This window comes from Burkholderia sp. SIMBA_062 (assembly GCF_046534765.1).
In the GTDB taxonomy this organism is placed as follows: domain Bacteria; phylum Pseudomonadota; class Gammaproteobacteria; order Burkholderiales; family Burkholderiaceae; genus Burkholderia; species Burkholderia ambifaria.
This window is the reverse complement of record NZ_JAWRYD010000022.1, coordinates 1-25120: the sequence shown is the minus strand read 5'-3', so window position 1 is coordinate 25120 and position 25120 is coordinate 1. Positions and strand designations below refer to the sequence as shown.

The window sequence follows — 25120 nt, the reverse complement described above, 5'->3', positions numbered from 1 at the left end:
TCAGCCTCCCAGAATCAGGCTGGCATTGCTGCCGCCGAATGCGAACGAATTGCTCATCACGTAGCGTCCTGTTGCAGCGCCGGCCAGACGATCCTCGCGGTCGACCAGGTCGAGTCCCGGCAGCGCCGGGTCGCGCTCGCCGTCCCAGACGTGCGTCGGCAGCGCGATCCCGCGCGCCAGCGTCAGCCAGCCGAATCCAAGCTCGGTCGCGCCCGCCGCGCCGAGCATGTGTCCTGTCAGCGGCTTGGTCCCGCTCGCCGGCACGCCCTGCGGAAACACCCGTGCCATCACGTTCGCTTCCATCTCGTCGTTCAGCCGCGTCGCCGTCGCGTGCAGGTTCACGTAGCCGATCGCGGACGATGCGACGCCGGCGTCCGCGAGCGCGGCCCGCAGCGCGTCCTCCGCGCCGCCGCCCGCAGGATCCGGCGCCGAGATATGGTGCGCGTCGCTCGACTCGCCGACGCCGGCCAGCCGCACCGCCGCTTCGTCGCGACTCATCACGAACAGCGCGGCGCCTTCGCCGATATTGATGCCGTTCCGGTTTCGGCTCATCGGGTTGGCCCGCCCCGGGCTGACCGATTCGAGCGACGCAAAGCCCTGCAGCGTCAGCTCGCACAGCGAATCCGCGCCGCCGACGACGACCGCGTCGCACAGCTTCAGCCGCAGCAGGCGGCGCGCGGCCGCGAATGCCTTGGCACTGGATGTGCATGCGGTAGACAGCGTATAGGCTGGCCCGGCCACACCCAGCACCGCGCGCACGAATGGCGCCGCCGTGCCGATTTCCGTCTGTCGATAATCGAATCCGGCAGGCATCGTGCCCGTCGCGGCACGCTTTGCAAGCGCCTGCTCCGCCGCCTGGATGCCGGACGTACTCGTGCCGATCACGACACCGATCCGCCGCGGACCGTAACGCGCGATCGCCGCGTCGACGAAGGGTCCGATCTGCGCCAGCGCGGCAAGCAACAGCCGGTTGTTCCTGCAATCGAAATGCACGAGCGAGGTGGGCGGCTCGACGTCGAGCGCGGCACGCACGCTACCGATCCAGCCGCCGGCGAGGCCATCGGTACGCGGCGCCATGCCCGGCGCGACGCCGGCGTGCAATGCGTCGACGATTTCGTCGGTGGTTGCGCCGAGCGCGTTGATCATGCCGGGCGCGGACAGGTAGACCGGCGTCAGTCTGGCGTTCATGCGCGCCCCTCCTTCGTGGACGGCGTGGCGAGCGGCGCGAACAGCACCGAAAAAACGATACCCATCGCGAGGGTCGTGCCAAAGCTGCGCAACGCGGGCATCGCGCTCGCGCCGAGCATCCCGAACGACAGCAACGTCGTGGCCGCCGACAGCAGCACGCCGGTCCATACGGCGCCGACACCAGCCGCGTCCCGCATGCAGCCTTCCCGGAGGAACACCGCGTAGTTGGCGCCCACGCCGAGCACCAGCATCAGCGCGAGCCAATTGAAAAGCGTGAGCGGCACCCCCGCATAGCCGAACGCCGCGAGCGTCAAGGCGATGGCGAACACGACCGGCAACGTCGTCGCAATACCGCCGCGCATGCCGTATCGCCACATCAGCAGCGCGGCGACCACGACCAGCGCTCCCGCCAGCCACAGCCCGCTGTCGACCCGATAGGCGCCGAACAGGCTCGACACGCTCGCGGCCTTGTCGACCCACGACACGCCCGGCAGTGTGCGCGCCAGCGCCGCGAAAGTCGCCACGTTCGCCGCGTCGACCCGTTCCGGAATCGCCAGTGCCGCATCGACGGGGCCGGTGCCGCCGTCGATTCGACCGAGCCACAGATGCCGGAACGGGGCCGACCAGCGTGCCGCCAGCCACGTATCGACGGACAGCGTCGCCGGGGCATCGACGGAATACGCGCGAATCCACGCGTCGGCGACGTCGTCTCGGAAGCCCGCGTGCGCCAGCGTCGCACGCAGCGCGGCGGCATCGGCAAACACGTGCGTGCCCAGCACCGCGCGATTGTGTGCCTGCTGCTTCGCCGACGGCACGAACGTCGCGATCGACTGGACACGGCCGACCCGCTGCTGATCGAGCGCCCCGAGCAGCACCTCGGAACGCTCGAGCACCGCTTCCGCAGACGCGCCCTGGACGACGAAGAATTGCGCGGTGTTTGCCAGCCCGACCGCCGCGCGGATATTGCTTTCCTGCAGAGCGAGGCCCGCATCGCGCTGGATCAGCAGATGAATGTCGTCGTCGCTCTTGAGGACGGCCCACCCCGGAATCGCAACCAGCGCCACCAGCACGGCGGCGGCCACGGCACGCCGCCCCGCCAGCAGCGACTGCCAGCCGTTCAGCAAGCGCGCCGCGCACGAGAACACGCGGGACGGCGCGCTCCGGGGCGGCTGAGTAAGCATGAGCGGCAAAAAGCCGGTGACCGCCGCGAACGCGCTGAGGATCCCGACGATTGCAAAGCATGCGATCTGCTTGAGTGCCGGAAACGGCACCCACATCAGGATCGCGTAACCCAGCAGGCTGGTCGCCAGCGCCACCGCGAGCGCCGGCCTGACCGCCGTCGCGCCGCGCCGCGCATCCCATTGCCGCCCCGCCGAAAGGTATGCGACGAAATACTGGATCGAATAGTCGACGGCCTCGCCGATCAGGCTCACGCCGAACACCAGCGTCAGCAGGTGCAGCTTGCCGAATACCAACAGCGTTGCGGCCAGCGCACACACGATGCCGAATGCCGTCGACGCAAACGCGAGCACCAGCAGGCGCGGCGACCGAAATACGCTCATCAGCAGCAGCGCGATGCCGGCCAGCGACACCGCGCCGATCACGTGCACGTCGCGCTCGGCACTCGCGCGCGCCGCTTCGGCATGGAACACGGCGCCGGCCCGATCGACGCGAACGCCACGGAAGTCGGCCGCGAGTGCGCGTTCCGCATCGGCCGTCGCGACACGTACCGCGTGCTGGACACTGGATTCATAGGCCGACCCTGCCAGCGACGTCATCACCAGCACGCCCGTTGCGCCGGCATGATGCGACACGAGCATGCCGTCTTCGAGCGACAGGTTCGATGCCGCGAGCGGCAGCTCGCCGAGCCAGTGCTGCACCCAGCCAAACGGATCGTCCGCCACGGCAGTCTGCAGACCATCGACGGGCGGCGCGTAGAGCCGCCGGACGAGCCGTTCGCCGAGCGCGGCGTCGCGTTGTTCGAGCGACCGGCGATCCGCGTTCGTCAGCAGACCGAAACGGGCCGGCATGTAGGTTGCCGCGATCTGCGACAGGTCGAACGGCGGCACTTCGACCGTCACCGAACGAAATGCCCCGCTCGCCGCGAGCCGCGCGCCCAACTGCTTCGCGGCAGCCTTCGCACGGTCGGCGTCCCGATCGGTCACCAGATAGACAGTGCGATTGCCGAGCACATCGCCGAGCACGTCGACGGCTCGTTCGGCAACGGGGTTCGCTTCGGTGGCCGGCAGCAGCGCAAGGAGGTTCGTCTGCAACGGTGCGGGGCCGCTGAAGCGCCACACGATGAATGCGATCGCAACCAGCGCAACGATCAGCCATGCGGCGCACAGCGCGCGCCGTCGGCTGCGCTCGCCCGATGCGTCGATCGCGTCGCGCGCCGTATTCATCATCGTGCCTCCAGCCAACCGCGCTCGATCGGCGCGGGCGCGTCGACCGGCGTCGGCCGCACGAATTCGAGCACGGTCACATTGCCGTTCGCAAACGTCATGTCGAGCTTGCCGAGATAGGCACCGCCGCTCATTTCGAGCACGCGGATCGCCTGTGCGAGCTGCGGCTGGTTCGGCCGCAACACCATCCGCCACCGTTCCGGCGTGCCGCTCGCTTCGACGTCGAATTGCGCATAGAGTGCCGACAGGTCACCGCCGAGCATGTCGCGCATCATGCGCGACACTTGCGCGACGCCGCGGCCGCCGCCGCCCGGCGCGACGAGGCGTCCGTCCGCCCCGACCTCACGCATGCCGCCGTCCGTAATCACGTAAGTGGCCTTGTAGGGTGTCTCGATTCGCCAGACGACGCCCGACCTGCGATCGAACAACATCGAGCCCGTGCTGACGAGCGGCTGCTTCATCGCCGACAGCGTCTGTGTCTGCCGAAAATCCGCGCGAATCGCGCCGACGCGCGCCAGCCGCGTCGCGACATCGGCAACGAGCGCCGCATTCGCCGGCCGGGCGACCGCTGTGGCCACGGGCGGCGCCGGAGCGGCCGCCAGCTCGCCGCCGGCGTGCATCATGCAGGCGCCGAGCATCGTCGCCGCCAACCGTCTGTAGCGCAGCGTCAGGCCCATTGCGCACGCACCCTTTCGATCAAGACCGGCGGCGACACGAACTGCAGTTCGCGCGTCGTCGCATCGATCGCCAGCTGCACCGTATAACCCTTCGTCAAACGCTCGCCCGAGGCCGCGTCGAGGATTTCGTAACCGATCTTCAGCCGGTTCTCGAATTCGACGAGCGTCGCGCGCACGTCGAGCTGCTGGCTGTAATGGGCGGGGCGGACGTATTTCAAATGCGCCTCCACCACGGGCCACACGTAGCCCGACGCCAGCATCGCCGGATAGTCGTAGTCGATCATCCGCAGCAGTGCGGCGCGGCTGCTTTCGAAGTACTTCAGGTAATGCCCGTGCCAGCAGACATTCATTGCGTCGACATCGTGGAACAGCACCTCGACGCGTGCGGTCGCGGTGAGCGGCTCACGGTTCTCGTTCATGCCGCCTCCCCGCGCCGGCATGCGCCGGACGATCCGCCAATCGGCTCGCAGGCGGCCAGCCGCGCGGTCAGCGCGCGCAGCTCCGCTTCGAGCGGCCGGTCCTCGACCACCAGCGGCGATTGGCGACCCACATCGTCGATGAACGCGCGCAGCGCGGACGAAAGCTGCGTGCGCGGGTCGTCGCGCAGCCGCAGACGGACGGCCTGCACGGTCGCAAGCACGTGCGCCGCGGCGACCTGCTCCGTCAGCGCCAGCACGCGCAGGCAATCGCGCGCGGCGATCGTTCCCATGCTGACCTTGTCCTGGTTGTGCGACTCCGTCGAGCGCGAGAACACGCTGGCCGGCATCGTGTGCTTCAACGCCTCCGCCGTCCATGCGGAAGACGAGATCTGCACGGCCTTGAACCCGTGGTTGATCGCGGCCCGTTCCCCGGTCGCCCCCGTCAGGTTGCGCGGCAGTCCGTTGCTGAACTTGTCGTCGACCAGCAGCGCGAGCTGGCGATCCATCAGGTCGGCGAGGTTCGCCACCGCGGTCTTCAGCGCATCCATCGCGAACGCGATATGGCCGCCGTAGAAATTGCCGCCGTGCAGGACGCACCCTTCGTCCGGATCGATCAGCGGATTGTCGTTCGCACTGTTCAGTTCGTTCTCGATATCGCGACGCATCCACGACAACGCGTCGCGCGCCACGCCGATCACGTGCGGCGCGCACCGGACCGAATAGCGATCCTGCAGGCGTCGCCCCGGCAATTCGTCGCGCCCGGCCAGGTCGGCACGTATCCATGCGGCCGCCTCTGCCTGCCCCGCATGCGGCTTCGCGTCGAACAACCGCGCATCGAAGTGGCCCGCCCGCCCGTCGAGCGCGACCGTCGTCAATGCCGTCAGGCGGGCAGCCATCGACGTCAGGTGCTCGGCACGCACAAACGCGAGGCACGCCAGCCCCGTCATGACCGCCGTGCCGTTCATCAGCGCCAGCCCTTCCTTCGGCGCAAGCGTGAGCGGCGCGCGATCGATCGCGCGCCATACGTCCCGCGCGTCGCGCTCGTCGCCGGCGAACGATACGGTGCGCTCGCCGACCAGCGCCGCGGCGACGTAGGACAGCGGCGTCAGGTCGCCGCTCGCGCCGACCGAGCCTTCCGACGGAATGCGCGGCAGGATCCGGTGATTCACCAGATCCGCCAGCCGCTCCAGCAATGTGAACCGCACGCCCGAGTAACCGAACGCGAGCGAATTGAGCCGTGCGACGATGATCGACAACGTCTGCGTCGCGTCGAACCAGTCGCCCATCCCGCATCCGTGATAACGGGTCAGTTGCAGCGGCAGCGCTTCGACGAGCGACGGCGGTACCTCGACCACGCACGCGTCGCCATACCCCGTCGTTACACCGTACAGGGTGCCGCCGTTCGCGAGATAGTCGCGCAGCCAGGTTGCGCCGCGCTCGATCCGCGAGCGCCACGCGGGCGCCGCATTCAGCGCGACCGGCGCACCATCGCGGGCGATCGCGACGACGTCCTCGATCGTCAGATGCCGGTCGCCGATCACGACGGCCGGCCGGCTCGCGTGCGCCGCGGCGGTTGCCGGGACGTTCTTCATGTCATGCTCGGCCACGCGGACCTCCATCGGGCCGCGCCCAGAAATCGAAGAAGTTGAACCATTGATAGGGAGCCTTGCGGCAATAGTGTTCGAGCCGCGCGGCATAGCGCTGCGCCCATTGCGCGACGTGACTCGCGCGCTCGCGACGCGGTAGCTCGATTCGGTCTGCGAATGGTTCGAAATAGAGCCGGTAGCCGCGCTGCTCCTTCAGGCAGAAGAACAGGTAGACCGGACAGCCGAGCGCGTGGGCGAGGATGTACGGGCCCTGCGCGAACGGGGCTTTCGCGTCGAGAAAACGGGCGTCGACCGTTTTCCCCGAATCATGCGGCGGCACGCGGTCGCCGACGATCACGAGCAGCTCGCCTGCATCGATCCGCGACTGCATCATCATCGCCGTATCCGGCCCGAAGTCCGATACCTCGACGAGTTGCTTGCCGAATGCCTGGTTCGCGCCGGCCAGCACACCGGTAAAGCGCTTCGCGTGTTCGGTATAGACGATCGCCGTCACCTTCGTGTGCGCATCGCGCAGCGCGAGCGCCCGTGTCATCTCGAGGTTGCCCAGATGCGCGCCGATCACGAGCGCACCGCGCCCGCTTGCGGCGAGCGCATCGAATGCGGACGAATCGTCGAAGCGCACGTCGAGTTCGTCGAGACGGCCGGACCATGCGACGAACTTGTCGAATCCCGCCTGCGCAAAGGCAAGCATGTGCCGATACGCACTGCGCCATCCCGGCTTCGGCACGGCCGCCGCTTGCGCGTCGCGCAGGCGCGCGATGTACGCATGCGACGCGGTGCGCGCCGTGCGGTTCGTCAGCACGAAATAGCCGACGATCGGATGCAGCCAGAACGACGTGAAGCCCTTGCCGAACCAGCGGCAGCTCAGGGCCAGCAACGCCATGCCGAGCCGGCTGCCGCGTTCCGGCATGCGCCACCATGCACGCGTGCGCGCCGTCGCCGGCGCGCCGCGCGACCGGATGAGCCGGCGCGTCAGCAGCATCGGCGCGCGCACGAGCATCCCGGCGACGAGCCGCGTGTGGCTCGCGCTGATGCGCACGTTGTCGCGCCAGACGTCGAAATGCGACACGCCGTCGGCCGGGTAGACGACGCGCGTCGCGATCGTCCTGAATGCCAGGCCTCGCCAGTGAAGCCTGACCAGGATTTCGCTGTCGAAAGCCATCCGCGTCGGCATCGATACCGTGTCGATCAGTTCGCAGACGGCATCGACCGGATACAGACGAAACCCGCACATCGCATCGGGAATGTCCAGCGACAGCGTTTCGATCCATACCCACGCGTGCGTGAGGTAGCGGCCGTACAGGCGCGCCTTCGGCACGCTGTCGTCGAAACGTGGCCGCCCGAGAATCACGGCGTCCGGCTCGGCCTGCGCGGCCGCGACGAACTTCGGCACGTCGTCGGCATCGTGCTGGCCGTCGGCATCGATCTGGATCGCATGCCGGTATCCCCGTGCGCGCGCGGCACGCATGCCGGCCATGACCGCCGCACCCTTTCCCCCGTTGACGGGCAACCGCAGCAACGTCACGGCACCGGCGTACTGCGCGGCCAGCGCGGCCAGCACCCGCCGGGTGGGCTCGTCGCTGCCATCGTCGACCACCAGAATCGGCTGGCCGTGCACGACCAGGCGCGCCAGCGTGCCGCCGATCGCATCGCGATGGTTGTAGATCGGAATGACGATGCAGGTGTCGCTCATGCCGCCGCCACGCCGTATACCAGCACGCCCGACGTGCATTCCCGGCCGCCGCACCGGAACGCGAAGCGCGTGCGGCCGCGTACCGGATCATGCGCGATACGCAGCGCCAGCACGGCGCCGGGCGGCACGGGTGCCTTGAACTTCAGGTGTTCGATCGAACGGATTTCCCGCACGGCCGGCATCTCGCGGCCGGCAAGGCGCGCGGCCCAGTCGATCTGCACGACACCGGGCAGGATGGGCAGCCCAGGAAAATGCCCGTCGAAATGCGCGAGCGTGGGCGGCACGCGCAGTTCGTAATGCAACGCGTCGTCGCTGCGCCACGACGCGAGCAGCTCGAAGCCCTCCGGCGTGGCCGTAAAGGCCGCAGCCAGCGCGGCAGCCGGCAGCTTGCCGCGCACATCGAACGGCATCGCGTGGCGGAAACGCCAGTAGCGCGGCAATGCCGCCGCATCGAAATAGGCACCGAGCGCATGCCGCAACGTCGTAGCAACGGCAATCCGCCCGTGCTCCGCCAGCGCGTCCCGCCCCGCCGCGCTCAACACCGCGACGACGCCCACGTGTGGCCGCGTCGCGCCGTCGACGACCACCGCAGCCGCCTGCTCGACATACTCATGCGCGAGTATCCGCGTCTCGAGCTCCGGCAACGAAACGCGCTTGCCGTCGAGCTTGATCACGCGATCGCGCCGTCCCGCGAGCGCGAAGCGCCCCTGCGCGTCGAATCGCGCGGTGTCGTCGGTGCGGTGCCAGCGATCGTGACGGAGATGCGCGGAGCGAACGCACAGTACGCCGTCGTCGTCGCAGCGCACGTCAACGCCCTTCAACGGCTGCCATGCATGCGAGACGTCCTGACGCCGCCATGCGATGCCGCCGGTTTCGGTGCTGCCGAAGATCTCGAGCGGCGCCGCGCCGAACGCGTTCGAATAGGCCGCTGCCGCATCGGCCGGCAGCGGGCCGCCCGACGAGAAGAACGCGCACGGCGCGGGTGCTTGCATCGGAAAACCGGACAACGCAGGCCAGCGCATCAGTTGCGACGGCGTCGAGACCACGACACCGCCGCCGTATTCGGCAAGCCGCTGCTGCAGTTGCAACGGCTCGAGCACCGGTGTCCGGTCGAACGCGCGGCCCGCCGCCAACGGCCACAGGATCCTGAACAACAGTCCGTAGATGTGGTGATGCGGCACGCTCGACAACGTCACTGCCGCACCGATCCGGTCGGCCCATTCGCGCTGCAGCGTGCGCACTTCGGCATCGAGCTGCGCGAGCGACTTCCGCACCGGCTTCGCGATGCCGCGGCTGCCGGACGTATAAAGCGTCACCGCGGCCGCCGCGTCGATCGAGCGGACGGAGATGGCAGGTTCGCACTCCGTGTGGTGCACGCACGCGGCCAATGCCGGCGCATCCAGCACCAGGTCATACGCATGGGCCAGATCGCCGAGATAGCCGGGCGCGTTGCTGGCCGGAATCACGATTTCGCCCTGCACCGCCGCTACGGCGAAGAATGCGCACGCGAAGTCGTACGGATCGTCGGTGCAGATCGCGACCCGGCGGGCGCCGCTCGCGTCGAGCGTCCGGGCGATGACGTCCACGCGCGCACGCAAGTCGCCGAGCGTCAGCACCTCGGCGCCGTCGCGGCAGACGATCGTTTCGCTATCCGCCGCGGCGCACAGCATCTCGTGCAGCGCGATCATGCGACACCCGTGCGCTTTCGTCTGGCGGCAATGACGACGCTGCGCCACAGCCACTCGCCCGCAAGCAACGCACCGATCAGCAGGTACGCGACGAACCCGTTGTAAAGGGCCCATGATGCCCGGCTCCAGTACAACGCCGTGTAGACCGAAAAGCCGCCGTTCACGATGAAGAATACGCACCACACCTGTGTGACGCGCCGCGTGTAGCGGACGATTTCCGGACTCGGCTCGGGATAGGTCGATCGTGCGAATTTTTCGATCATTGTCGGACCGCGCCGCAGCGTCGCGCCGAACGCGACCAGCAAGCCGGCACTCACACATGCAGGGTAGAGATGAAGAAGACGTTCGCTGTCCGTCACGGCAATCGCGACGGACAACGCGGTCAATGCACCAGCCACGCACCAGTCGAGCGTCGTGAGCCGTCGCAGCGCCTTCGCGAGCGTGCCCTTGCCGACCGTGCGCTGAAGCCACAGCAATGCGAAGAGCAGGCAACCGACGTAGCGCGGCGACATGCTCTGCCACGCAAACAGGATGACGAGCGGATAGGCGACGAGCAGCGCCGCCCTGGCCGCCACGCTTGCCCAACGTGGCAAGCCGGTGCCGGTAGTCGCCCGCATGCCCGTCATCGCCATCGTCATGCGCGCGCGAGTAACGCGTGAACCGCGACGACGACATCGCCGACGGTACGCACCGACTTGAATTCCTCGGGCTTGATGCGCTTGCCCGTCATCTCCTGAAGCTTGATGGCCAGATCGACCGCGTCGATGCTGTCCAGGTCGAGCTCTTCGAACAGGTGCGTTTCAGGTGTCACGCGCTCCGGCTCGATCGCGAAATTCTCGTGAAAAATGGCGCGGATGCGCTCCAGGATTTCTGCGTCGGTCACGAGTGATTCCCCTTTTCCAGCACGGCTTCTTGCGATGCCTGATGCGACTGCTGATCGGCAATGAACGCCGCCAGTGTGTTGATCGACCGAAAATGCGCTTTCGTGCGCTCGTCGTTCGCGGCGATCGTCAGTTGAAACTTCTTGCGCAGCATGATGCCGACTTCGAGCGCATCGACGGAATCGAGGCCGATTCCGTCAGTCGAGAACAGCGGCGCATCGTCATCGATATCGTCCACCGTCATGTCGCTGAGATCGAGCATCTCGATCAGAAGCTGCTTAATTTGCAGTTTTAAAGTATCCATACTGAAACAGGCTTTGAGTAATGTGCACTTCCACCTCGCGGGCAATACTGCGTGCGGCAATCGACGGCGACGTCACATCCGACGCGAGCCGGTTCAGATCCATCGGCTCCAGCACGTCTATGCGCATGCGAAACGCACGAGACGGCACGTGATACCACTGCAGGGTCTTGGTGAATACCGGTGGATCGCAATCGATCAGCACCGGCTGGATCCGGCTGCGCGACTGCAGCGCCATATGCGCGAAGCCGCGCGAGAATGCATGCAGACGATTGCCGCCCGGGCTGCGCGTGCCTTCCGGGAAGACGATCATCGTGTAGCCCGCCGCCAGTTGCCGGGCCCCGGCCTCGACGAGATCGACGGCATCGGCATTGCTCACGTAGTCGGCTGCGCGGACGATGCCCCAGAAACAGGGGTTGCCCCAGTGGCCGCGCTTGACGACGCAACAGGCCTTCGGCGTCAGCGACAGCAGCACCATGACGTCGAGCCAGGTCGGATGATTGGCGACAACGATTGCGGGGCCGCCCTTGGCAAGACGCTCGACGCCGCTCAGCTCGAGCTTCATCACGCCAATGCGCTGCAGCAGCGCGACCAGCACGCGGAAGAAATAGTGGATCACGAGCGTCACGCAACGCTGGCGCGAGCGCCGATGCGGCCACAGCGCGCCGACGGCGATCGCCAGCACCGAGAACACCGATCCGCAACACGCAAAAAATGCCAGGCTCATGCCGGTCGCGAACAGGCGCCAGCCGTAGTCAAGCCGCGCGATCATGCCAGCTCCATCGCCAGAATGCGTGTTCGCCACGCCATGACACCGGCGTGCGCGCCGACAGGCAGCGCAGCACTGCCGCGCTTTGCGTACTCGCCGCGTCGTCGGGAACGTGCGTGTCGCTCGCGCCGTCGACCTCCATTTCGCAGGTTAGATAGCCGACCGGCTCAGCGGTGTCAAGCAGCACGGCAAGCCCGACGCTCGCCGGGTCGTCATCGACATCGCCGTACACAGGGTCGGCCGGCTCGTGCGCATAGACGAGCAACACCGGCGATTCCGGCGACGTGTCGTATTGGGAAAATGCTTCGAGCAGCGCGTAGCCGAGGGTTTCATGGCCGGCCGCGATCGCGGTCGCCGCCGATCGGTCGCGCCTTGCGATCCCGAATATGCCCGTGACCGCATTGAGAACGGAGAGACTGAAGGCCGTCGGGGAGACGGGTTCCGCGGCGCCGATGTCGGAGAGAATGCCGGTGGTGCGCGTCAGTTCGCCATGGCGCGACGCGAATACCATCCGCAACGGATTTTCCGCTCCGGCGCAATCATAGGCAGCCTGAAGCGCGAGACGCGACAGCCGGCTCAAGCGGCGTCGCACCATCGGATCGAGGGCTTCGACGCCCGGCACCCCCGCGGTCGAAATCGACGTCCATCTGGCGATTGGCATGATCCAATGCAAATCGGCCATTGTTGTTCTCGTTGAGGTGATTTCTCTTGAGTGTTTTTATATAGCGCCGCCGCGTATCCGGTTGTTGCGCTCCGCTTTCCATGCCGAGGGACCGGCATCCCGGTGCGGCGGAACTGTAACAGGACCGTTACAAAAGATCAACGTTACGGCGTGAGACTTCTTCGATATTTAACCATTTACTGATTTCGCGGAAAGTCGTGCATCGTCGGTTATCCCGACAATCCGCCGTCCGACGTACTTTCTACCGATCGTGCACCCAAATGGCTCATAATGGGCTCGATTCCGAATCTCCTTTTTCCCGTTCAATGAGTTATTCGCTCGCCACCGAATACACCCGCGAGCTCGAAATCCGCAAGAGCCGCTTCATCGCACACGCGATTCCCGTCGACGACCGCGACGCCGCGATGCGGGCGCTGCAGCGCCTGCGTGACGCGCACCCCGCGGCCACCCACGTCTGCTGGGCGCTGCTCGCGGGCGGCCAGTCCGGCATGTCGGACGACGGCGAGCCCTCGGGCACCGCCGGCCGGCCGATCCTCGAGGTGCTGCGTCATCACGATCTCGACGGCGTGCTCGGCGCGGTCGTCCGCTACTACGGCGGTGTGAAGCTCGGCGCGGGCGGCCTGGTGCGCGCCTATACGGATGCGATCGCCTCCGCGCTGCTCGACGCCGAGCGCGTCGAACGCATTCGCCACACGCGGTTCGCGATCGAACTCGGCTATCCGGACGAAGCGCGCGTGCGCCGCTGGATCGAGCAGGCCGGTTACGAACTGGCGGACAGTGCGTACGGAATGACGGTGAAGCTCGTGATCAAGCTGCCGGAAACGGCCGAAGCGGCGGCGAAAACCGAGCTGTTCGACCTGACGCAGGGGCGCTCGGGCTTCCCTGACCTGTGACGCGCTGCCAGCCGCGCAGCCTCGGCTCCCCGGCTTCATGACGATCCCCGCGAAAATTCAGATAAGTCCCATAGAAAAACCGCGCACCCGAATTTAATCTCGCTGCATTCCCGGTACGGCGTTGCGCAAACGGCTGGCCGGGCATGGGGCACGCCGCACCTCGCGCGTCGCCGACACAATCAGAATTGAGCCAGGGGGATCGGACGCATGCAACTCCAAGAACTGCAAGCCCAACTCGCAGAACTCGATCGGCGCATCCAGACGGCACGTCGCCGCGAACGCGATGCGGCACTGGCGCAGGCGCGCCAGCTCGTGAAGGACTACGCGCTGACCGCGCGGGAAATCTTCGGGCAGGGCTACAGCGATCGCGCGAAGCTGTTCACGATCGGCGCGAAATATCGCGATCCGGCGACGGGCGCCACGTGGAGCGGACGCGGTCGCGCGCCCGCCTGGATCGTCGGCCGCGACCGTGCCGCATTCCTGATCCGGGAGTAACGCGCGCCGCGTCGCACGGCGCGCCCCGGCGGTCGATCCGGCTGGTCCGAACCGCTCAATAAACGTCCGGGACGATCATGCTGTCCGGCACCGGACGACGAATGTAGTCCTCGTGATGCTCGCGCCGCGGCAGATCGATCGTCGGCCGGGGCACCTCGTGATACGGCACCTGGGTCAGCAGATGGCTGATGCAGTTCAGGCGCGCGCGCTTCTTGTCGACCGCCTGCACGACCCACCACGGCGCTTCGGGGATATGCGTGCGCTGCAGCATTTCTTCCTTGGCGGCCGTGTACGCTTCCCAGCGGCGACGGCTCTCCAGATCCATCGGGCTCAGCTTCCACTGCTTCAGCGGATCCTGGATCCGGCTCTGGAAGCGCACTTCCTGCTCGCGATCGGTGATCGAGAACCAGTACTTGACGATCTGGATCCCGCTGCGCACCAGCATCTTCTCGAATTCGGGCACCGACCGGAAAAACTCCTCGTACTCGTCATCGGTACAGAAATTCATCACGCGCTCGACGCCTGCGCGGTTGTACCAGCTGCGATCGAACAGCACGATTTCGCCGCCGGCCGGCAGATGCGCGACATAGCGCTGGAAATACCATTGCGTGCGCTCGCGGTTGTTCGGCGCGGGCAGCGCCGCCACGCGGCACACCCGCGGGTTCAGGCGCTGCGTGATGCGCTTGATCGCGCCGCCCTTGCCTGCCGCGTCGCGCCCCTCGAAGATCACGACGAGGCGGTGTCCCGTGCTCACGACCCAGTCCTGCAGCTTCACGAGCTCGCCCTGCAGCCGGAACAGCTCGCGGAAATACTGCTTGCGCGCTTCGCGGCGCTCCGGCGAGAACAGCAGATCCTCGCCGCTATCGAAACGGCGGTCGTCAAGCTCCATTTCGAGTTCTTCGTCGTACGCATCGACGAGGTCTTCCTCGAAATGGTGCCGGCGCGACTCGCCCGACGCCATATCGGTGACGTCGTCGGTCTCGGTGCGGGTATCGTTATCGCCCATGGGGCCTCCTTCCTTCAATTGACGCAGCCATACTCCGCCATTATCCCAGCGTCGCGGGTCAAATTGATGAAAAAGGGGGCGACCGGCTGGGGCGACCGGCTGGGGTGACCCGCAGGCGCCGTCCGCCCGCCAAGCCGGCGCACCATGAAAAATGCCGGGCACGGGCCCGGCATCGCTTGCCGCTGTCACGGCTGCCACGGCGATCGCGCCTGCCGCCTACCCCGTCAGCGAATGATCCGCGTGACGCCGCGTCCGCGCGGATCGGCCATCGCCTCCGGCGTCTTGCCGTCGATCTTGATCACCTGGATGTCGCCGCTGAAGTCCTGCCCCTTCAGCGTGTAGCCGCGCGCCTCGATCTGCTTCGCGAGCTCGCCTTCGATCGGATGGTACGGCTCCCAGAAGATCGTGTTCGGCGGCAGCAGCTGGTGGTGGAAACGCATCGCGCCGACCGCCTCCTTCAACGGCATCTTGAAGTCGTAGATGTTGTTGATCACCTGGAAGATCGACGTGAAGATCCGCGAGCCGCCCGGCGTGCCGATCACGAGCGATACCTTGCCGTCTTTAGTCATGATCGTCGGCGACATCGACGACAGCGGACGCTTCTTCGGCTCGATCGCGTTCGCATCGCTGCCGACCACGCCGAACATGTTCGCGACGCCCGGCTTCGCGGAGAAGTCGTCCATCTCGTCGTTCAGCACGATGCCGGTGCCGTCGGCGATCACGCCCGAACCGAAATAGCCGTTGATCGTGTACGTGTTCGATACCGCGTTGCCCCACTTGTCGACAACCGAGAAGTGCGTCGTTTCGGCCTTCTCCGGCATCGACGTGCCGAGCCCCGGCTGCACGCTCTTCGTGTCCGACGGCTCCTTCGGATTGACCTCGGCCGCACGCTTCGCGATGTACGCGTCGTCGGTGAGCCGCGCGATCGGCACCTTGTAGAAATCGGGATCGCCGAGGTATTGCGCGCGGTCGGCGAACACGCGTTTCTCGATTTCCGCGACCAGGTGGATGTACTGCGGCGAGTTGAGCGTCACGCCGTCGAAGTCCTTCTTGAGATCGGCCTTCATCTTCAGCAACTGCACGAGGCCGATGCCGCCCGAACTCGGAGGCGGCGCGGTGATCACGTCATAGCCGTTCCACTTCGCCTGCACCGGCTGGCGCCACACCGCGCGGTATTGCGCGAGATCCTCGGTCGTGATCAGCCCGTTGCCGTCGCCGGTCTTCATCGAAGCCGCGATCAGCTCGGCCGTCTTGCCCTTGTAGAAACCTTCCGCGCCGCCGTTCGCGATTCGCGTGAGCACGTCGGCGAGATCGGGCTGCCTGAAGTTCGTGCCCGCCTTCAACCCGGAGAAGTACTTGTCGAAATTGGTCTTGCCGCCGAACTCCTTCGACGCGTCGACGCCGCGCTGCGCCAGTTGCTCGTCGACCATGAAGCCGTCGCGCGCATAGTGGATCGCCGGCGCGAGCACCTGCTTCCATTTCAGCTTGCCGAAGCGCTTCTGCGCTTCCCACATGCCCGCGACCGTGCCCGGCACGCCGGCCGCGCGCGGGCCGTACAGGCTCATGCCCTTGACGACGTTGCCCTCCTTGTCGAGGTACATGTCCTTCGTCGCGGCGAGCGGCGCGCGCTCGCGGTAGTCGATGAAGTACGGCTTGCCGTCCTTGTAGATCGTCATGAAGCCGCCGCCGCCGATGTTGCCGGCCTCCGGATACGTGACGGCAAGCGTGAACGCGATCGCGACGGCCGCGTCGATCGCGTTGCCGCCTTCCTTGAAGATCCGCTCCGCGGCATCCGCGCTGTACTTGTCGGCCACCGCGACCGCCGAACTCGTCAGGACCGCCGGCTGCGGCCCCTTCGCATAGACGGGCGCGTTCGGCAGGAAACCGACGCCGGCCACCGTCGCGAGCACGACGGCGGATGTTTTGAAGCGATTCAGCGTAGTCATTGCATGTCCCCCATGTGGATCTTCTTCAGGCGGGAAAGGCGCCCGATCCGCCCGTATCCGCTGGCTCGCCGGCGGACACCTGCGGCTTCGTAGTATAGGGGGACAAAAGGGGTCGAACACGCGACGCGCGATCAACGCGTGCAAATTGTGGGCAGCGAGGTCACCTTCCCGGTAGAAACGGGCGTGCGCATCGGTCGAAATTGCCTGCGCTGCCAGTCCTCGCGCCATGCAGAAATCCGAAAGTTGGAAACTGCGCTCCCCTCATGCCGCACATGCAAAAAAACGGCGTCAGAGCTGCCCGCTGTGCCGGCCGATCTGAGAAGATAGCGCCCCGCTTTCGCGCTGCGTTCAGGCTTTCGCTCGCACGCCGCTTCACGTTCGTTCGTCTCGTTCCCTATGGCATCACACAATGCGCATCACGCGTCCGGCTTTGCGGCCGGCGTCGCCGCCGCCGTCCTCGTCGCGCAAACCGGCGCGACCGGCCCCTGGCACACTGGCCTGCTCGCCGCGTTCGCGGCCGGCGTCGCGGGCGGCACCGCGCCCGACTGGCTCGAAGTCGCATGGTGGACCCGCAAGCGCCGCCTGTGGATCACGCACCGCACCGTCACGCACTGGGGCATCGGCTGGATCGCGCTGCTCGCGCTCGGCTGGCACGGGCTCACGCATCATCCGCATCCGCTGTGGGCCGCGCCGCTGTTCGGCTTCGCGTGCGGCGGCGTGATGCACCTGCTCGCCGACTGGCCGAATCCGCTCGGCGTGCCGTGGATCTGGCGGCGTCATTCGCTGAATCTGTGGAACAGCGGGCACTGCGACCTGATCATCGTGGCCGCTGCTTGGGGCGGCACGCTGTGGCTCGCGCAGTCGCTGTGGACGCGCGCGCCGTTCCTCGAACACTGGCTCGGCTGGTTGCATCGCGTGTAATCGCGAACCGGGCCGCGCTCCCACTCCGCCGCGCACGCCGAACGCAAGCGCCACTCCCTTTCGCTGATCCGGCACCCGTGACCGAACGGGCGCCGTTGCGCACGCACGCCTATTGAAACGCCGGCGCCGCGCCTCATCTGCGTCGTCGAGGCGCGCGCATTCTCCCCGCCCGCGGTGCCCTGCGCGCATATGCGACGTCTGGCACACTGACGATTCGCGCACGGCCGCCCGTGCGCTCGCACCCTATTTCAACGCTCCGATGGACGTCACCGCCACCCGCCCCGCCCACGCGCTCGACGTGTTCCACCCGGCCGTCGCCGCGTGGTTCCGCCGCACGTTCGCCGCCCCGACCGGCGTGCAGGCGCTCGCGTGGCCGCACATCAAGGCCGGCCGCTCGACGCTCGTGGCCGCGCCGACCGGCTCCGGCAAGACGCTCACCGCGTTCCTGTGCGCGCTCGACGAGCTCGTGCGCGATGCGCTCGCGCACGACGGCGCGCTGCCCGACGCGACGCTCGTCGTCTATGTGTCGCCGCTGAAGGCGCTGTCGAACGACATTCACGTGAACCTCGATGCGCCGCTCGCCGGTATCGCCGAATCGCTCGCGCAGCTCGGCCTGCCGGTGCCCGCGATCCGCACCGCGGTGCGCACCGGCGACACCCCGCAGGCCGAACGCGCGGCGCTGCGCAAACGCGCGCCGCACATCCTCGTGACGACGCCCGAGTCGCTGTACGTGCTGCTGTCGTCGACGTCGGGACGACAGATGCTGTCGAGCGTGCGTTCGGTGATCGTCGACGAGATCCACGCACTCGCGTCGTCCAAGCGCGGCAGCCATCTCGCGCTGTCGCTCGAACGCCTCGATGCGTTGACCGGCCGCGCGTTGCCGCGCATCGGACTATCGGCCACGCAGAAACCGATCGACGCGGTCGCGCGCTTCCTGGTCGGCGGCCCGGCCGATGCGCCGCGCGACTGCACGATCGTCGACACCGGCCACACGCGTGAACGCGACCTCGCGCTCGAACTGCCGAACGTGCCGCTCGGGCCGGTGATGGCGACCGACGTGTGGGAACAGGTGTACGACCGGATCGCCGCGCTCGCGGCCGCGCATCGCACGACGCTCGTGTTCGTGAACACGCGGCGCACCGCGGAGCGGATGGCGCGCCATCTCGCCGAGCGCGTCGGCAAGGAAGCGATCGCCGCGCACCACGGCAGTCTCGCGAAGGAACATCGCTTCGACGCGGAACAGCGGCTCAAGCGCGGCGAGCTGAAGCTGCTCGTCGCGACCGCGTCGCTCGAACTCGGCATCGACATCGGCGATGTCGATCTCGTGTGCCAGGTCGGGTCGCCGCGCGGGATCGCACCGTTCCTGCAGCGCGTCGGCCGCTCCGGGCACCATGTCGGCGGCGTGCCGAAAGGCCGCCTGTTCCCGCTGTCGCGCGACGAGCTGGTCGAATGCGCGGCGCTGCTCGACTGCGTGCAACGCGGCGAGCTCGACGCATTGCGGATTCCCGAGGCGCCGCTCGACGTGCTCGCGCAGCAGATCGTCGCCGAAGTCGCGTGCGCGGAATGGCAGGAGGATGCGCTGTACGCGAGCTTCACGCGCGCCGCGCCGTACGCGCGCCTGTCGCGCGAACGCTTCGACGAGGTCATGAAGATGCTCGCCGAAGGCTTCACGAGCCGCCGCGGCGTGCGCGGCGCGTATCTGCATCGCGACGTGGTCGGCGGCACGGTGCGCGGACGCCGCAACGCGATGATGACCGCGACGACGTCCGGCGGCACGATTCCCGACATGGCCGACTACGCTGTGTTGCTCGAACCACAGGGCATCCAGGTCGGCACCGTCAACGAGGATTTCGCGGTCGAGAGCCTGGCCGGTGACGTGTTCCAGCTCGGCAACCAGTCGTACCGGATCATTCGCGTGGAAACGGGCCGCGTGCGCGTCGAGGATGCACAAGGCCAGTCGCCGAGCATTCCGTTCTGGCTCGGCGAGGCGCCCGGGCGCAGCGACGAACTGTCGGCCGCGGTCGGCCGGCTGCGCGCGCGGCTCGACGGGCTGTTCGCCGAAGGCGATCGAAACACGGATGCCGGCGGGCGCAAGCGCGGTGCGAGCGGCGTGAATGGCGTGAACGGCGCGAATGGTGATGCAGCCGGCAAGACGGCCACGCGCGGAAAAGCCAAACGAGCCGCGGAAACCCCGGCCGTCGCCGATTCGCGAAGCGATGCCGACGGCACCGCGATCGTCCCGGCCGAAAGCCGCCTCGCGCCGGCGCTGCGCTGGCTCGCCGACGATCTGCATCTGGCTCCGGACGCGGCCCGCCAGATCGTCGACTACCTTGCCCGCACGCGCGCTGCGCTCGGCGTGCTGCCCACGCAGGACACGCTCGTGATGGAGCGCTTCTTCGACGAGTCGGGCGGCACGCAACTGGTGATCCATTCGCCGTTCGGCAGCCGCATCAATCGCGCGTGGGGGCTCGCGCTGCGCAAGCGCTTTTGCCGCACGTTCGACTTCGAGCTGCAGGCCGCCGCGACCGACGACGCGATCGTTCTTTCGCTGTCGCTCGCGCACAGCTTCGCGCTCGACGAAGTGTGGCGCTACCTGCGCTCGACCAGCGCCGAACATGTGCTGATCCAGGCGCTGCTCGACGCACCGATGTTCGGCGTGCGCTGGCGCTGGAACGCGACGACGTCGCTCGCGCTGCCGCGCTTCACCGGCGGCCGGCGCACCGCGCCGCAACTGCAGCGGATGAAGAGCGACGACCTGCTCGCGACCGTGTTTCCCGAACAGGTCGCGTGCCTCGAGAATGTCGTCGGCGAGCGCGAGATCCCGCACCACCCGCTCGTCGACCAGACGCTCGACGATTGCCTGCACGACGCGATGGATACCGACGGCTGGCTCGCGCTGCTGCGCCGGATCGAAAGCGGCGCGATCGAACTGATCGCGCGCGACCTCCCTGCGCCGTCGCCGCTCGCAGCCGAGATCCTGAACGCGAAGCCCTATGCGTTCCTCGACGATGCGCCGCTCGAAGAGCGCCGCACGCAGGCCGTGCAGTCGCGCCGCTGGAGCGACCCCGAGTCGGCCGACGATCTCGGCGCGCTCGATGCCGACGCGATCGATGCGGTGCGCGACGAAGCGTGGCCGCTCGTGCGCGATGCCGACGAAATGCACGACGCGTTGCTCACGCTCGCATGCGTCGCCGACAGCGAAGCGCAGGCGCACGACGGCTGGCCCGAGCGGCTTGCGGAATTGGCCGAACGCCGTCGCGCGACGAAACTCGTCACACCGGATGGCGCCGCGCTGTGGGTGCCGGTCGAACGGCTGGTCTGCCTGCGCGCGCTGCATCCCGACGCACGTGTTGCACCCGCGCTGAAGGTGCCGGCCGCGTGCGCGCAGCCTTGGGACGCCGACGCCGCGCTCGTCGACGTGATCCGCGCGCGGCTCACCGGATTCGGGCCGCTGACGCTCGACGCCATCGCGCAGCCGCTCGGCCTGCCGCCCGCGACGATCGCGACGGCGCTCGCCGCACTGGAGCGCGAAGGCTACGTGATGCGCGGCCGCTTCACGCCCGGCGCCACGACCGACGAATGGTGCGAACGCCACCTGCTCGCGCGCATTCATCGCTATACGGTGAAACGACTGCGCCGCGAGATCGAGCCCGTCGAGCGTGCCGATTTCATGCGCTTCCTGTTCCACTGGCAGCGCCTGACGCCCGATACGCGCGGATCCGGCCGCGACGCGCTCGCGGCCGTCGTCGAACAGCTCGAAGGCTATGAAGCCGCGGCGAGCGCATGGGAAGACGCACTCCTGCCCGCACGGTTGACCGACTATGCGGCCGGCGGCCTCGACGATCTGTGCCGCTCGGGCAAGCTCGTGTGGATCCGCATCGGCGCACCGGCCCGCGCGGCCGGCACGCCCGTGAAGACGACGCCGGTCGTGCTGCTGCCTCGCCGCCACCTCGGCGCATGGCAGGCGCTGCGCGACCCGGACGCGCAACCGGCGCTGTCCGCGCGCGCGACGCAGGTGCGGGACGCGCTCGCCGCCCATGGCGCGATGTTCTTCGATGCACTGCTGGACGAACTGCACATGCTGCCCGTCGAACTCGAACAGGCACTTGGCGAACTCGTGTCGGCCGGCCTCGTGAATGCCGACAGTTTCGCCGGACTGCGCGCGCTGCTGAAGCCGGCGGTCAAGCGCAGCGCGACGTATGCGCCGCGCACGCGGCGCGGCGGCGCACTGATCGGCGGGATGGACGATGCGGGCCGCTGGGCGCTCGTTCAACGCGTTTCGCCATCGGATGACGCGCCAACCCCGGCACCGAAGCGCGGTGCGCCCGCGACCGATCCCGACGCGCTCGAACACATCGTCTGGACGCTGCTGCGCCGCTACGGCGTCGTGTTCTGGCGGCTGCTCGAACGCGAAGCCGACTGGCTGCCGAGCTGGCGCGAACTCGTGCGCGTGCTGCAGCGGCTCGAAGCGCGCGGCGAGATTCGCGGCGGACGCTTCGTCGCCGGGCTCGCGGGCGAACAGTTCGCGCTGCCGGAGGCGATCCCGATCCTGCGCGAACTGCGTCGCCAACCGGGCGACGGACAGTACGTGTGCGTGACGGGCGCCGATCCGCTGAACCTTGCCGGCACGCTCCTGCCTGGCGACAAGGTGCCGGCGCTCGCCGGCAATCGCGTGCTGTTCCGCGACGGCGTGCCCGTCGCATCGCTCGTGTCCGGCGCGTTCCACTACGCGCCCGAACTGCCGCCTGCCGCGCGCGAGGACGCGCGCCTGCGTCTCGCACGCCGCTACTGACATCGGCTGACACGCGGCACGTCGCGGACTACTGAACGCCGCGCCGCATCGCCGCGCCCGTTCGGGTAGCATCCCACGATTCACCGCGCGAACGACCGCGCCCAGAACAAGCCTTCCGGAGACTGCCTTTCATGCCTTCGCATGCCGATTCGCCCGCCGTTCATCACGCGGGCTCGCTGACGATTTTCCAGGGCGCCGCGCTGTATATCGGCGCGGTGCTCGGCACCGGCGTCATTGCGTTGCCCGCGCTCGCCGCCGAGGTCGCGGGCCCGGCATCGCTGCTCGCCTGGGCCGCGCTCGTCGTGCTGTCGGGGCCGCTCGCGGCCACCTTCGCCGCACTCGGTGCGCGCTATCCGGACGCGGGCGGCGTATCGACCTACGCGCGACGTGCATTCGGGCCGAAGGCCGCGGCGATCGTCGGCTGGTGTTTCTATTTCGCGGTGCCGGCCGGCGCGCCGGCCGCCGCGATGTTCGGCGGCGCGTATGTCGCGGCCGTCACGGGCGGCGGGCATGCCACGGTGATCGTCACGGCCGCCGCATTGATCGCCACGGTGTCGGCCGCGAATGCATTCGGTGTGACGGTGTCGGGTCGCATGCAACTCGTGTTGTCGGCGCTGCTCGTCACGCTGCTGCTGGCCGCGGTACTCGCGTCCGCGCCGCATGCGCGCACCGCGAACCTGCATCCGTTCGCGCCGCACGGTTGGCTCGCGGTCGGTCAGGCTTCGGCACTGCTCGTATGGAGCTTCGCGGGCTGGGAAGCGATCACGCACCTCGCGGCCGAATTCCGCCGGCCCGCGCACGACATGCCGCGCTCGGCCGCCATCGCGGTCGTGGTCGTCGGGTTCCTGTATCTGTCGGTCGCGGCCGCGAGCGTGACGGTGCTCGGGCCGTCGGCCGGCGCATCGGGCGCGCCGCTCGCGGAGCTGATCGCGGGCGGCATCGGCGGTCACGCGCAGGTGCTGGCGGCCGTGGCAGCACTGCTGCTCACGCTCGGCACGATGAACGCCTATTTCGCAGGTGCGGCCAAACTCGGCGCGGCGCTGGGGCGCGACGGCGCGCTGCCTGCGTGGCTTGCGCAAGGCAGCCAGGTCGGCGGCGTGCCGCGCCGCAGCCTCGGCGTGATCGCTGTACTCGCGGCCGTCGCGCTCGCGGCAACGACGATCTCGGACGTCGGGCCGAAACCGCTCGTGCTCGTTACGTCCGGTTGCTTCGTGATGGTGTACGGGCTGGGCGCGGCCGCAGCGCTGAAACTGCTGCCGCGTGGCGGCATCGCGTACGGCTGCGCGTGGATTTCGTTGATCGCAGTCGCCGCGCTGTTTCTGACGACGGGTTGGTATATCTTGTGCCCGCTGCTGCTCGCGGGCGGTGCGTTGCTTTATTTGCGGGTGACCGGGACGTCGTAGAGCGAAATGCAGTCGCCATCGCTTGCAAACGCAAAGTATCACCGCTCTGGCAACGTTGACTGCAACGCCCCTGCGACGCTCGACGTCAACAAGTCGGCCAACGCCGCAAGTATGTCCTCGACGAGACATACCTGCACGTACATTGAGTCAATTAGACTTGGAAACCCCAAATCAATTGAGCAGAGGGGAAGCCGCTACTGCCGGGAATATAGATGGCGTTGTTCTGGATCAAGTGTCCGTCGCCGGTATATTTTGAACTGCCGGTCAAGTGTCCCGACGAATCATAGCTTTTTGCATTGTACGTTCCATCACTGTTGTATGTGAACTTTGAGAACCCGGTAAGCTTTCCCGTTGAGATGCTAAAGCGGTCAGCTTCGATCTGACGCCCCAGACCGTCGAAGATGTCACGTTCAAGCAACTTTCCGTAGGAATACTGATAGTAATCGTAAACAATATGATTTACACCGAAAAGTGCAACCATCTCATCCGAACCGTCAAACATATGGGCGACAAAACTATTGTCGAGGGAAAAATCGTACCGATGCGTCGCCCGTCCGTTCGAGTAAAAGGTGTCGTGCGTCTTGAACCCGTTCGCATTAAAGCTCGCATATTCTTTCATCTGGCCATTAGTGCCGAACAGCGCCGCGAATTGCGAGCCGTCACTGTTAAATACGTGGGACGTGTAGCTGCCGTCTAGATTGAAATCAATCTGCTTGGTTGCCTTTCCGTCCGCGCCAAAGAAAATGTCCTGCGTCTGGGCACCGGCCGCGTTGAATTTCGCATACTCACTCACTTGACCATTGACGCCGAAAAACGTCGCTGTTTGTGAACCATCGGCGGCGAAGTCGTATTTCGTGTAGCTCTTGTCCAGGTTGAAGTTGTACTGCTGCGTGGCCTTGCCGTCCGCACCGTAGAAGATGTCCAGCGTCTTGTTGCCGTTGGTGTTGAACTTCGCGTACTCGGTCATCTGGCCGGTCGTGCCGTACAGCGTCGCGGTCTGTGAACCGTCGGCGGCGAAGTCGTACTTCGTGTAGCTCTTGTCCAGGTTGAAGTTATACTGCTGCGTGGCCTTGCCATCGGCTCCGTAGAAGATGTCCAGGGTCTTGTTGCCGTTGGTGTTGAACTTCGCGTACTCGGTTATCTGGCCAGTCGTGCCGTACAGCGTCGCGGTCTGAGAACCATCGGCGGCGAAGTCGTACTTCGTGTAGCTCTTGTCCAGATTGAAGTTGTACTGCTGCGTGGCCTTGCCATCGGCTCCGTAGAAGATGTCCAGCGTTTTGTTGCCGTTGGTGTTGAACTTCGCGTACTCGGTTATCTGGCCAGTCGTGCCGTACAGCGTCGCGGTCTGAGAACC

Annotated in this window: 20 protein-coding genes; 5 read left to right on the top strand and 15 right to left on the bottom strand. The window is 67.2% G+C overall.

From position 1 onward, the window contains the following. The 12 genes from SB786_RS23095 to SB786_RS23040 are packed head-to-tail and all read right to left on the bottom strand — an operon-like array spanning window position 1 to window position 12310. Window positions 1-1188 carry a beta-ketoacyl-[acyl-carrier-protein] synthase family protein gene (locus tag SB786_RS23095; protein WP_410729515.1) on the bottom strand — a complete coding sequence of 396 codons (1188 nt, stop codon included), beginning with the start codon at window positions 1186-1188 and terminating at the stop codon, window positions 1-3. Next, window positions 1185-3596 carry an MMPL family transporter gene (locus SB786_RS23090; protein ID WP_410729514.1) on the bottom strand — a complete coding sequence of 804 codons (2412 nt, stop codon included), beginning with the start codon at window positions 3594-3596 and terminating at the stop codon, window positions 1185-1187. The genes SB786_RS23095 and SB786_RS23090 overlap by 4 nt, the downstream gene beginning before the upstream one ends. After that, window positions 3593-4270, bottom strand: coding sequence for a LolA family protein (locus SB786_RS23085; RefSeq protein WP_410729513.1), 678 nt, complete (start codon window positions 4268-4270; stop codon window positions 3593-3595). Before SB786_RS23085 ends, SB786_RS23090 begins: the two co-directional genes overlap by 4 nt. Beyond that, entirely contained in the window at window positions 4261-4689 is a 429-nt protein-coding gene (locus tag SB786_RS23080; RefSeq protein WP_410729512.1) for an acyl-CoA thioesterase, read from the bottom strand. Before SB786_RS23080 ends, SB786_RS23085 begins: the two co-directional genes overlap by 10 nt. Further along, window positions 4686-6296 carry an HAL/PAL/TAL family ammonia-lyase gene (hutH, locus tag SB786_RS23075; RefSeq protein ID WP_410729511.1) on the bottom strand — a complete coding sequence of 537 codons (1611 nt, stop codon included), beginning with the start codon at window positions 6294-6296 and terminating at the stop codon, window positions 4686-4688. The genes SB786_RS23080 and hutH overlap by 4 nt, the downstream gene beginning before the upstream one ends. Next, the gene (locus SB786_RS23070) at window positions 6283-7989 is read right to left on the bottom strand and encodes a glycosyltransferase family 2 protein (protein ID WP_410729510.1); all 1707 of its coding nucleotides are present in this window, start codon (window positions 7987-7989) and stop codon (window positions 6283-6285) included. Before SB786_RS23070 ends, hutH begins: the two co-directional genes overlap by 14 nt. Next, the gene (locus tag SB786_RS23065; RefSeq protein WP_410729509.1) at window positions 7986-9677 is read right to left on the bottom strand and encodes an AMP-binding protein; all 1692 of its coding nucleotides are present in this window, start codon (window positions 9675-9677) and stop codon (window positions 7986-7988) included. Before SB786_RS23065 ends, SB786_RS23070 begins: the two co-directional genes overlap by 4 nt. Then, window positions 9674-10315 (bottom strand): hypothetical protein, encoded by a 642-nt coding sequence (locus tag SB786_RS23060; protein WP_410729507.1) that lies wholly within the window; start codon window positions 10313-10315, stop codon window positions 9674-9676. Before SB786_RS23060 ends, SB786_RS23065 begins: the two co-directional genes overlap by 4 nt. Continuing rightward, a complete protein-coding gene (locus SB786_RS23055; protein WP_006758588.1) occupies window positions 10312-10560 on the bottom strand; it encodes an acyl carrier protein in 249 nt (82 codons plus the stop codon). Before SB786_RS23055 ends, SB786_RS23060 begins: the two co-directional genes overlap by 4 nt. Continuing rightward, window positions 10557-10862: a phosphopantetheine-binding protein gene (locus tag SB786_RS23050; protein WP_006758587.1), complete on the bottom strand. Its 306-nt coding sequence runs from the start codon at window positions 10860-10862 to the stop codon at window positions 10557-10559. Before SB786_RS23050 ends, SB786_RS23055 begins: the two co-directional genes overlap by 4 nt. Further along, window positions 10837-11631, bottom strand: a complete 795-nt coding sequence (locus tag SB786_RS23045) for a lysophospholipid acyltransferase family protein (protein ID WP_410729506.1) — start codon at window positions 11629-11631, stop codon at window positions 10837-10839. Before SB786_RS23045 ends, SB786_RS23050 begins: the two co-directional genes overlap by 26 nt. Then, the gene (locus tag SB786_RS23040) at window positions 11615-12310 is read right to left on the bottom strand and encodes a beta-ketoacyl synthase chain length factor (protein WP_410729505.1); all 696 of its coding nucleotides are present in this window, start codon (window positions 12308-12310) and stop codon (window positions 11615-11617) included. The genes SB786_RS23045 and SB786_RS23040 overlap by 17 nt, the downstream gene beginning before the upstream one ends. Before the next feature lie 305 nt (window positions 12311-12615). Between SB786_RS23040 and SB786_RS23035 the strand changes: the two genes are divergently transcribed. Both SB786_RS23035 and SB786_RS23030 read left to right on the top strand, forming a co-directional pair. Then, window positions 12616-13203, top strand: a complete 588-nt coding sequence (locus SB786_RS23035) for an IMPACT family protein (RefSeq protein ID WP_410729504.1) — start codon at window positions 12616-12618, stop codon at window positions 13201-13203. Window positions 13204-13410: 207 nt separating this feature from the next. Next, window positions 13411-13698: an H-NS family nucleoid-associated regulatory protein gene (locus tag SB786_RS23030; protein ID WP_006758583.1), complete on the top strand. Its 288-nt coding sequence runs from the start codon at window positions 13411-13413 to the stop codon at window positions 13696-13698. Window positions 13699-13753: 55 nt separating this feature from the next. Here SB786_RS23030 and ppk2 read toward each other — a convergent pair whose 3' ends face one another. Beyond that, entirely contained in the window at window positions 13754-14704 is a 951-nt protein-coding gene (gene ppk2, locus SB786_RS23025) for a polyphosphate kinase 2 (RefSeq protein WP_410729503.1), read from the bottom strand. Window positions 14705-14928: 224 nt separating this feature from the next. Beyond that, window positions 14929-16650, bottom strand: coding sequence for a gamma-glutamyltransferase (gene ggt / locus SB786_RS23020; protein WP_410729502.1), 1722 nt, complete (start codon window positions 16648-16650; stop codon window positions 14929-14931). A gap of 396 nt (window positions 16651-17046) precedes the next feature. Here ggt and SB786_RS23015 point away from each other — a divergent pair, with 396 nt between their 5' ends. From SB786_RS23015 to SB786_RS23005, 3 genes are all read left to right on the top strand, one after another. Further along, a complete protein-coding gene (locus tag SB786_RS23015) occupies window positions 17047-17571 on the top strand; it encodes a metal-dependent hydrolase (protein ID WP_006758580.1) in 525 nt (174 codons plus the stop codon). A 259-nt stretch (window positions 17572-17830) separates the two neighbouring features. After that, complete coding sequence (locus SB786_RS23010) at window positions 17831-22363, top strand: DEAD/DEAH box helicase (RefSeq protein WP_410729501.1); 4533 nt, start codon at window positions 17831-17833, stop codon at window positions 22361-22363. 131 nt (window positions 22364-22494) lie between these two features. Continuing rightward, a complete protein-coding gene (locus SB786_RS23005) occupies window positions 22495-23766 on the top strand; it encodes an APC family permease (RefSeq protein ID WP_410729499.1) in 1272 nt (423 codons plus the stop codon). A 151-nt stretch (window positions 23767-23917) separates the two neighbouring features. Here SB786_RS23005 and SB786_RS23000 read toward each other — a convergent pair. Then, window positions 23918-25120, bottom strand: a 1203-nt coding sequence (locus tag SB786_RS23000) for a hypothetical protein (protein WP_410729498.1), incomplete at its 5' end; no start/stop codon positions are given.

Excerpts from the sequence above, each read along its gene's own strand:
- SB786_RS23095 (WP_410729515.1), bottom strand. The coding sequence starts at position 1,188 with ATGAACGCCAGACTGACGCCGGTCTACCTGTCCGCGCCCGGCATGATC.
- SB786_RS23090 (WP_410729514.1), bottom strand. The coding sequence starts at position 3,596 with ATGATGAATACGGCGCGCGACGCGATCGACGCATCGGGCGAGCGCAGC.
- SB786_RS23085 (WP_410729513.1), bottom strand. The coding sequence starts at position 4,270 with ATGGGCCTGACGCTGCGCTACAGACGGTTGGCGGCGACGATGCTCGGC.
- SB786_RS23080 (WP_410729512.1), bottom strand. The coding sequence starts at position 4,689 with ATGAACGAGAACCGTGAGCCGCTCACCGCGACCGCACGCGTCGAGGTG.
- SB786_RS23070 (WP_410729510.1), bottom strand. The coding sequence starts at position 7,989 with ATGAGCGACACCTGCATCGTCATTCCGATCTACAACCATCGCGATGCG.
- SB786_RS23065 (WP_410729509.1), bottom strand. The coding sequence starts at position 9,677 with ATGATCGCGCTGCACGAGATGCTGTGCGCCGCGGCGGATAGCGAAACG.
- SB786_RS23060 (WP_410729507.1), bottom strand. The coding sequence starts at position 10,315 with ATGACGATGGCGATGACGGGCATGCGGGCGACTACCGGCACCGGCTTG.
- SB786_RS23050 (WP_006758587.1), bottom strand. The coding sequence starts at position 10,862 with ATGGATACTTTAAAACTGCAAATTAAGCAGCTTCTGATCGAGATGCTC.
- SB786_RS23045 (WP_410729506.1), bottom strand. The coding sequence starts at position 11,631 with ATGATCGCGCGGCTTGACTACGGCTGGCGCCTGTTCGCGACCGGCATG.
- SB786_RS23040 (WP_410729505.1), bottom strand. The coding sequence starts at position 12,310 with ATGGCCGATTTGCATTGGATCATGCCAATCGCCAGATGGACGTCGATT.
- SB786_RS23035 (WP_410729504.1), top strand. The coding sequence starts at position 12,616 with ATGAGTTATTCGCTCGCCACCGAATACACCCGCGAGCTCGAAATCCGC.
- SB786_RS23030 (WP_006758583.1), top strand. The coding sequence starts at position 13,411 with ATGCAACTCCAAGAACTGCAAGCCCAACTCGCAGAACTCGATCGGCGC.
- ppk2 (WP_410729503.1), bottom strand. The coding sequence starts at position 14,704 with ATGGGCGATAACGATACCCGCACCGAGACCGACGACGTCACCGATATG.
- ggt (WP_410729502.1), bottom strand. The coding sequence starts at position 16,650 with ATGACTACGCTGAATCGCTTCAAAACATCCGCCGTCGTGCTCGCGACG.
- SB786_RS23015 (WP_006758580.1), top strand. The coding sequence starts at position 17,047 with ATGGCATCACACAATGCGCATCACGCGTCCGGCTTTGCGGCCGGCGTC.
- SB786_RS23010 (WP_410729501.1), top strand. The coding sequence starts at position 17,831 with ATGGACGTCACCGCCACCCGCCCCGCCCACGCGCTCGACGTGTTCCAC.
- SB786_RS23005 (WP_410729499.1), top strand. The coding sequence starts at position 22,495 with ATGCCTTCGCATGCCGATTCGCCCGCCGTTCATCACGCGGGCTCGCTG.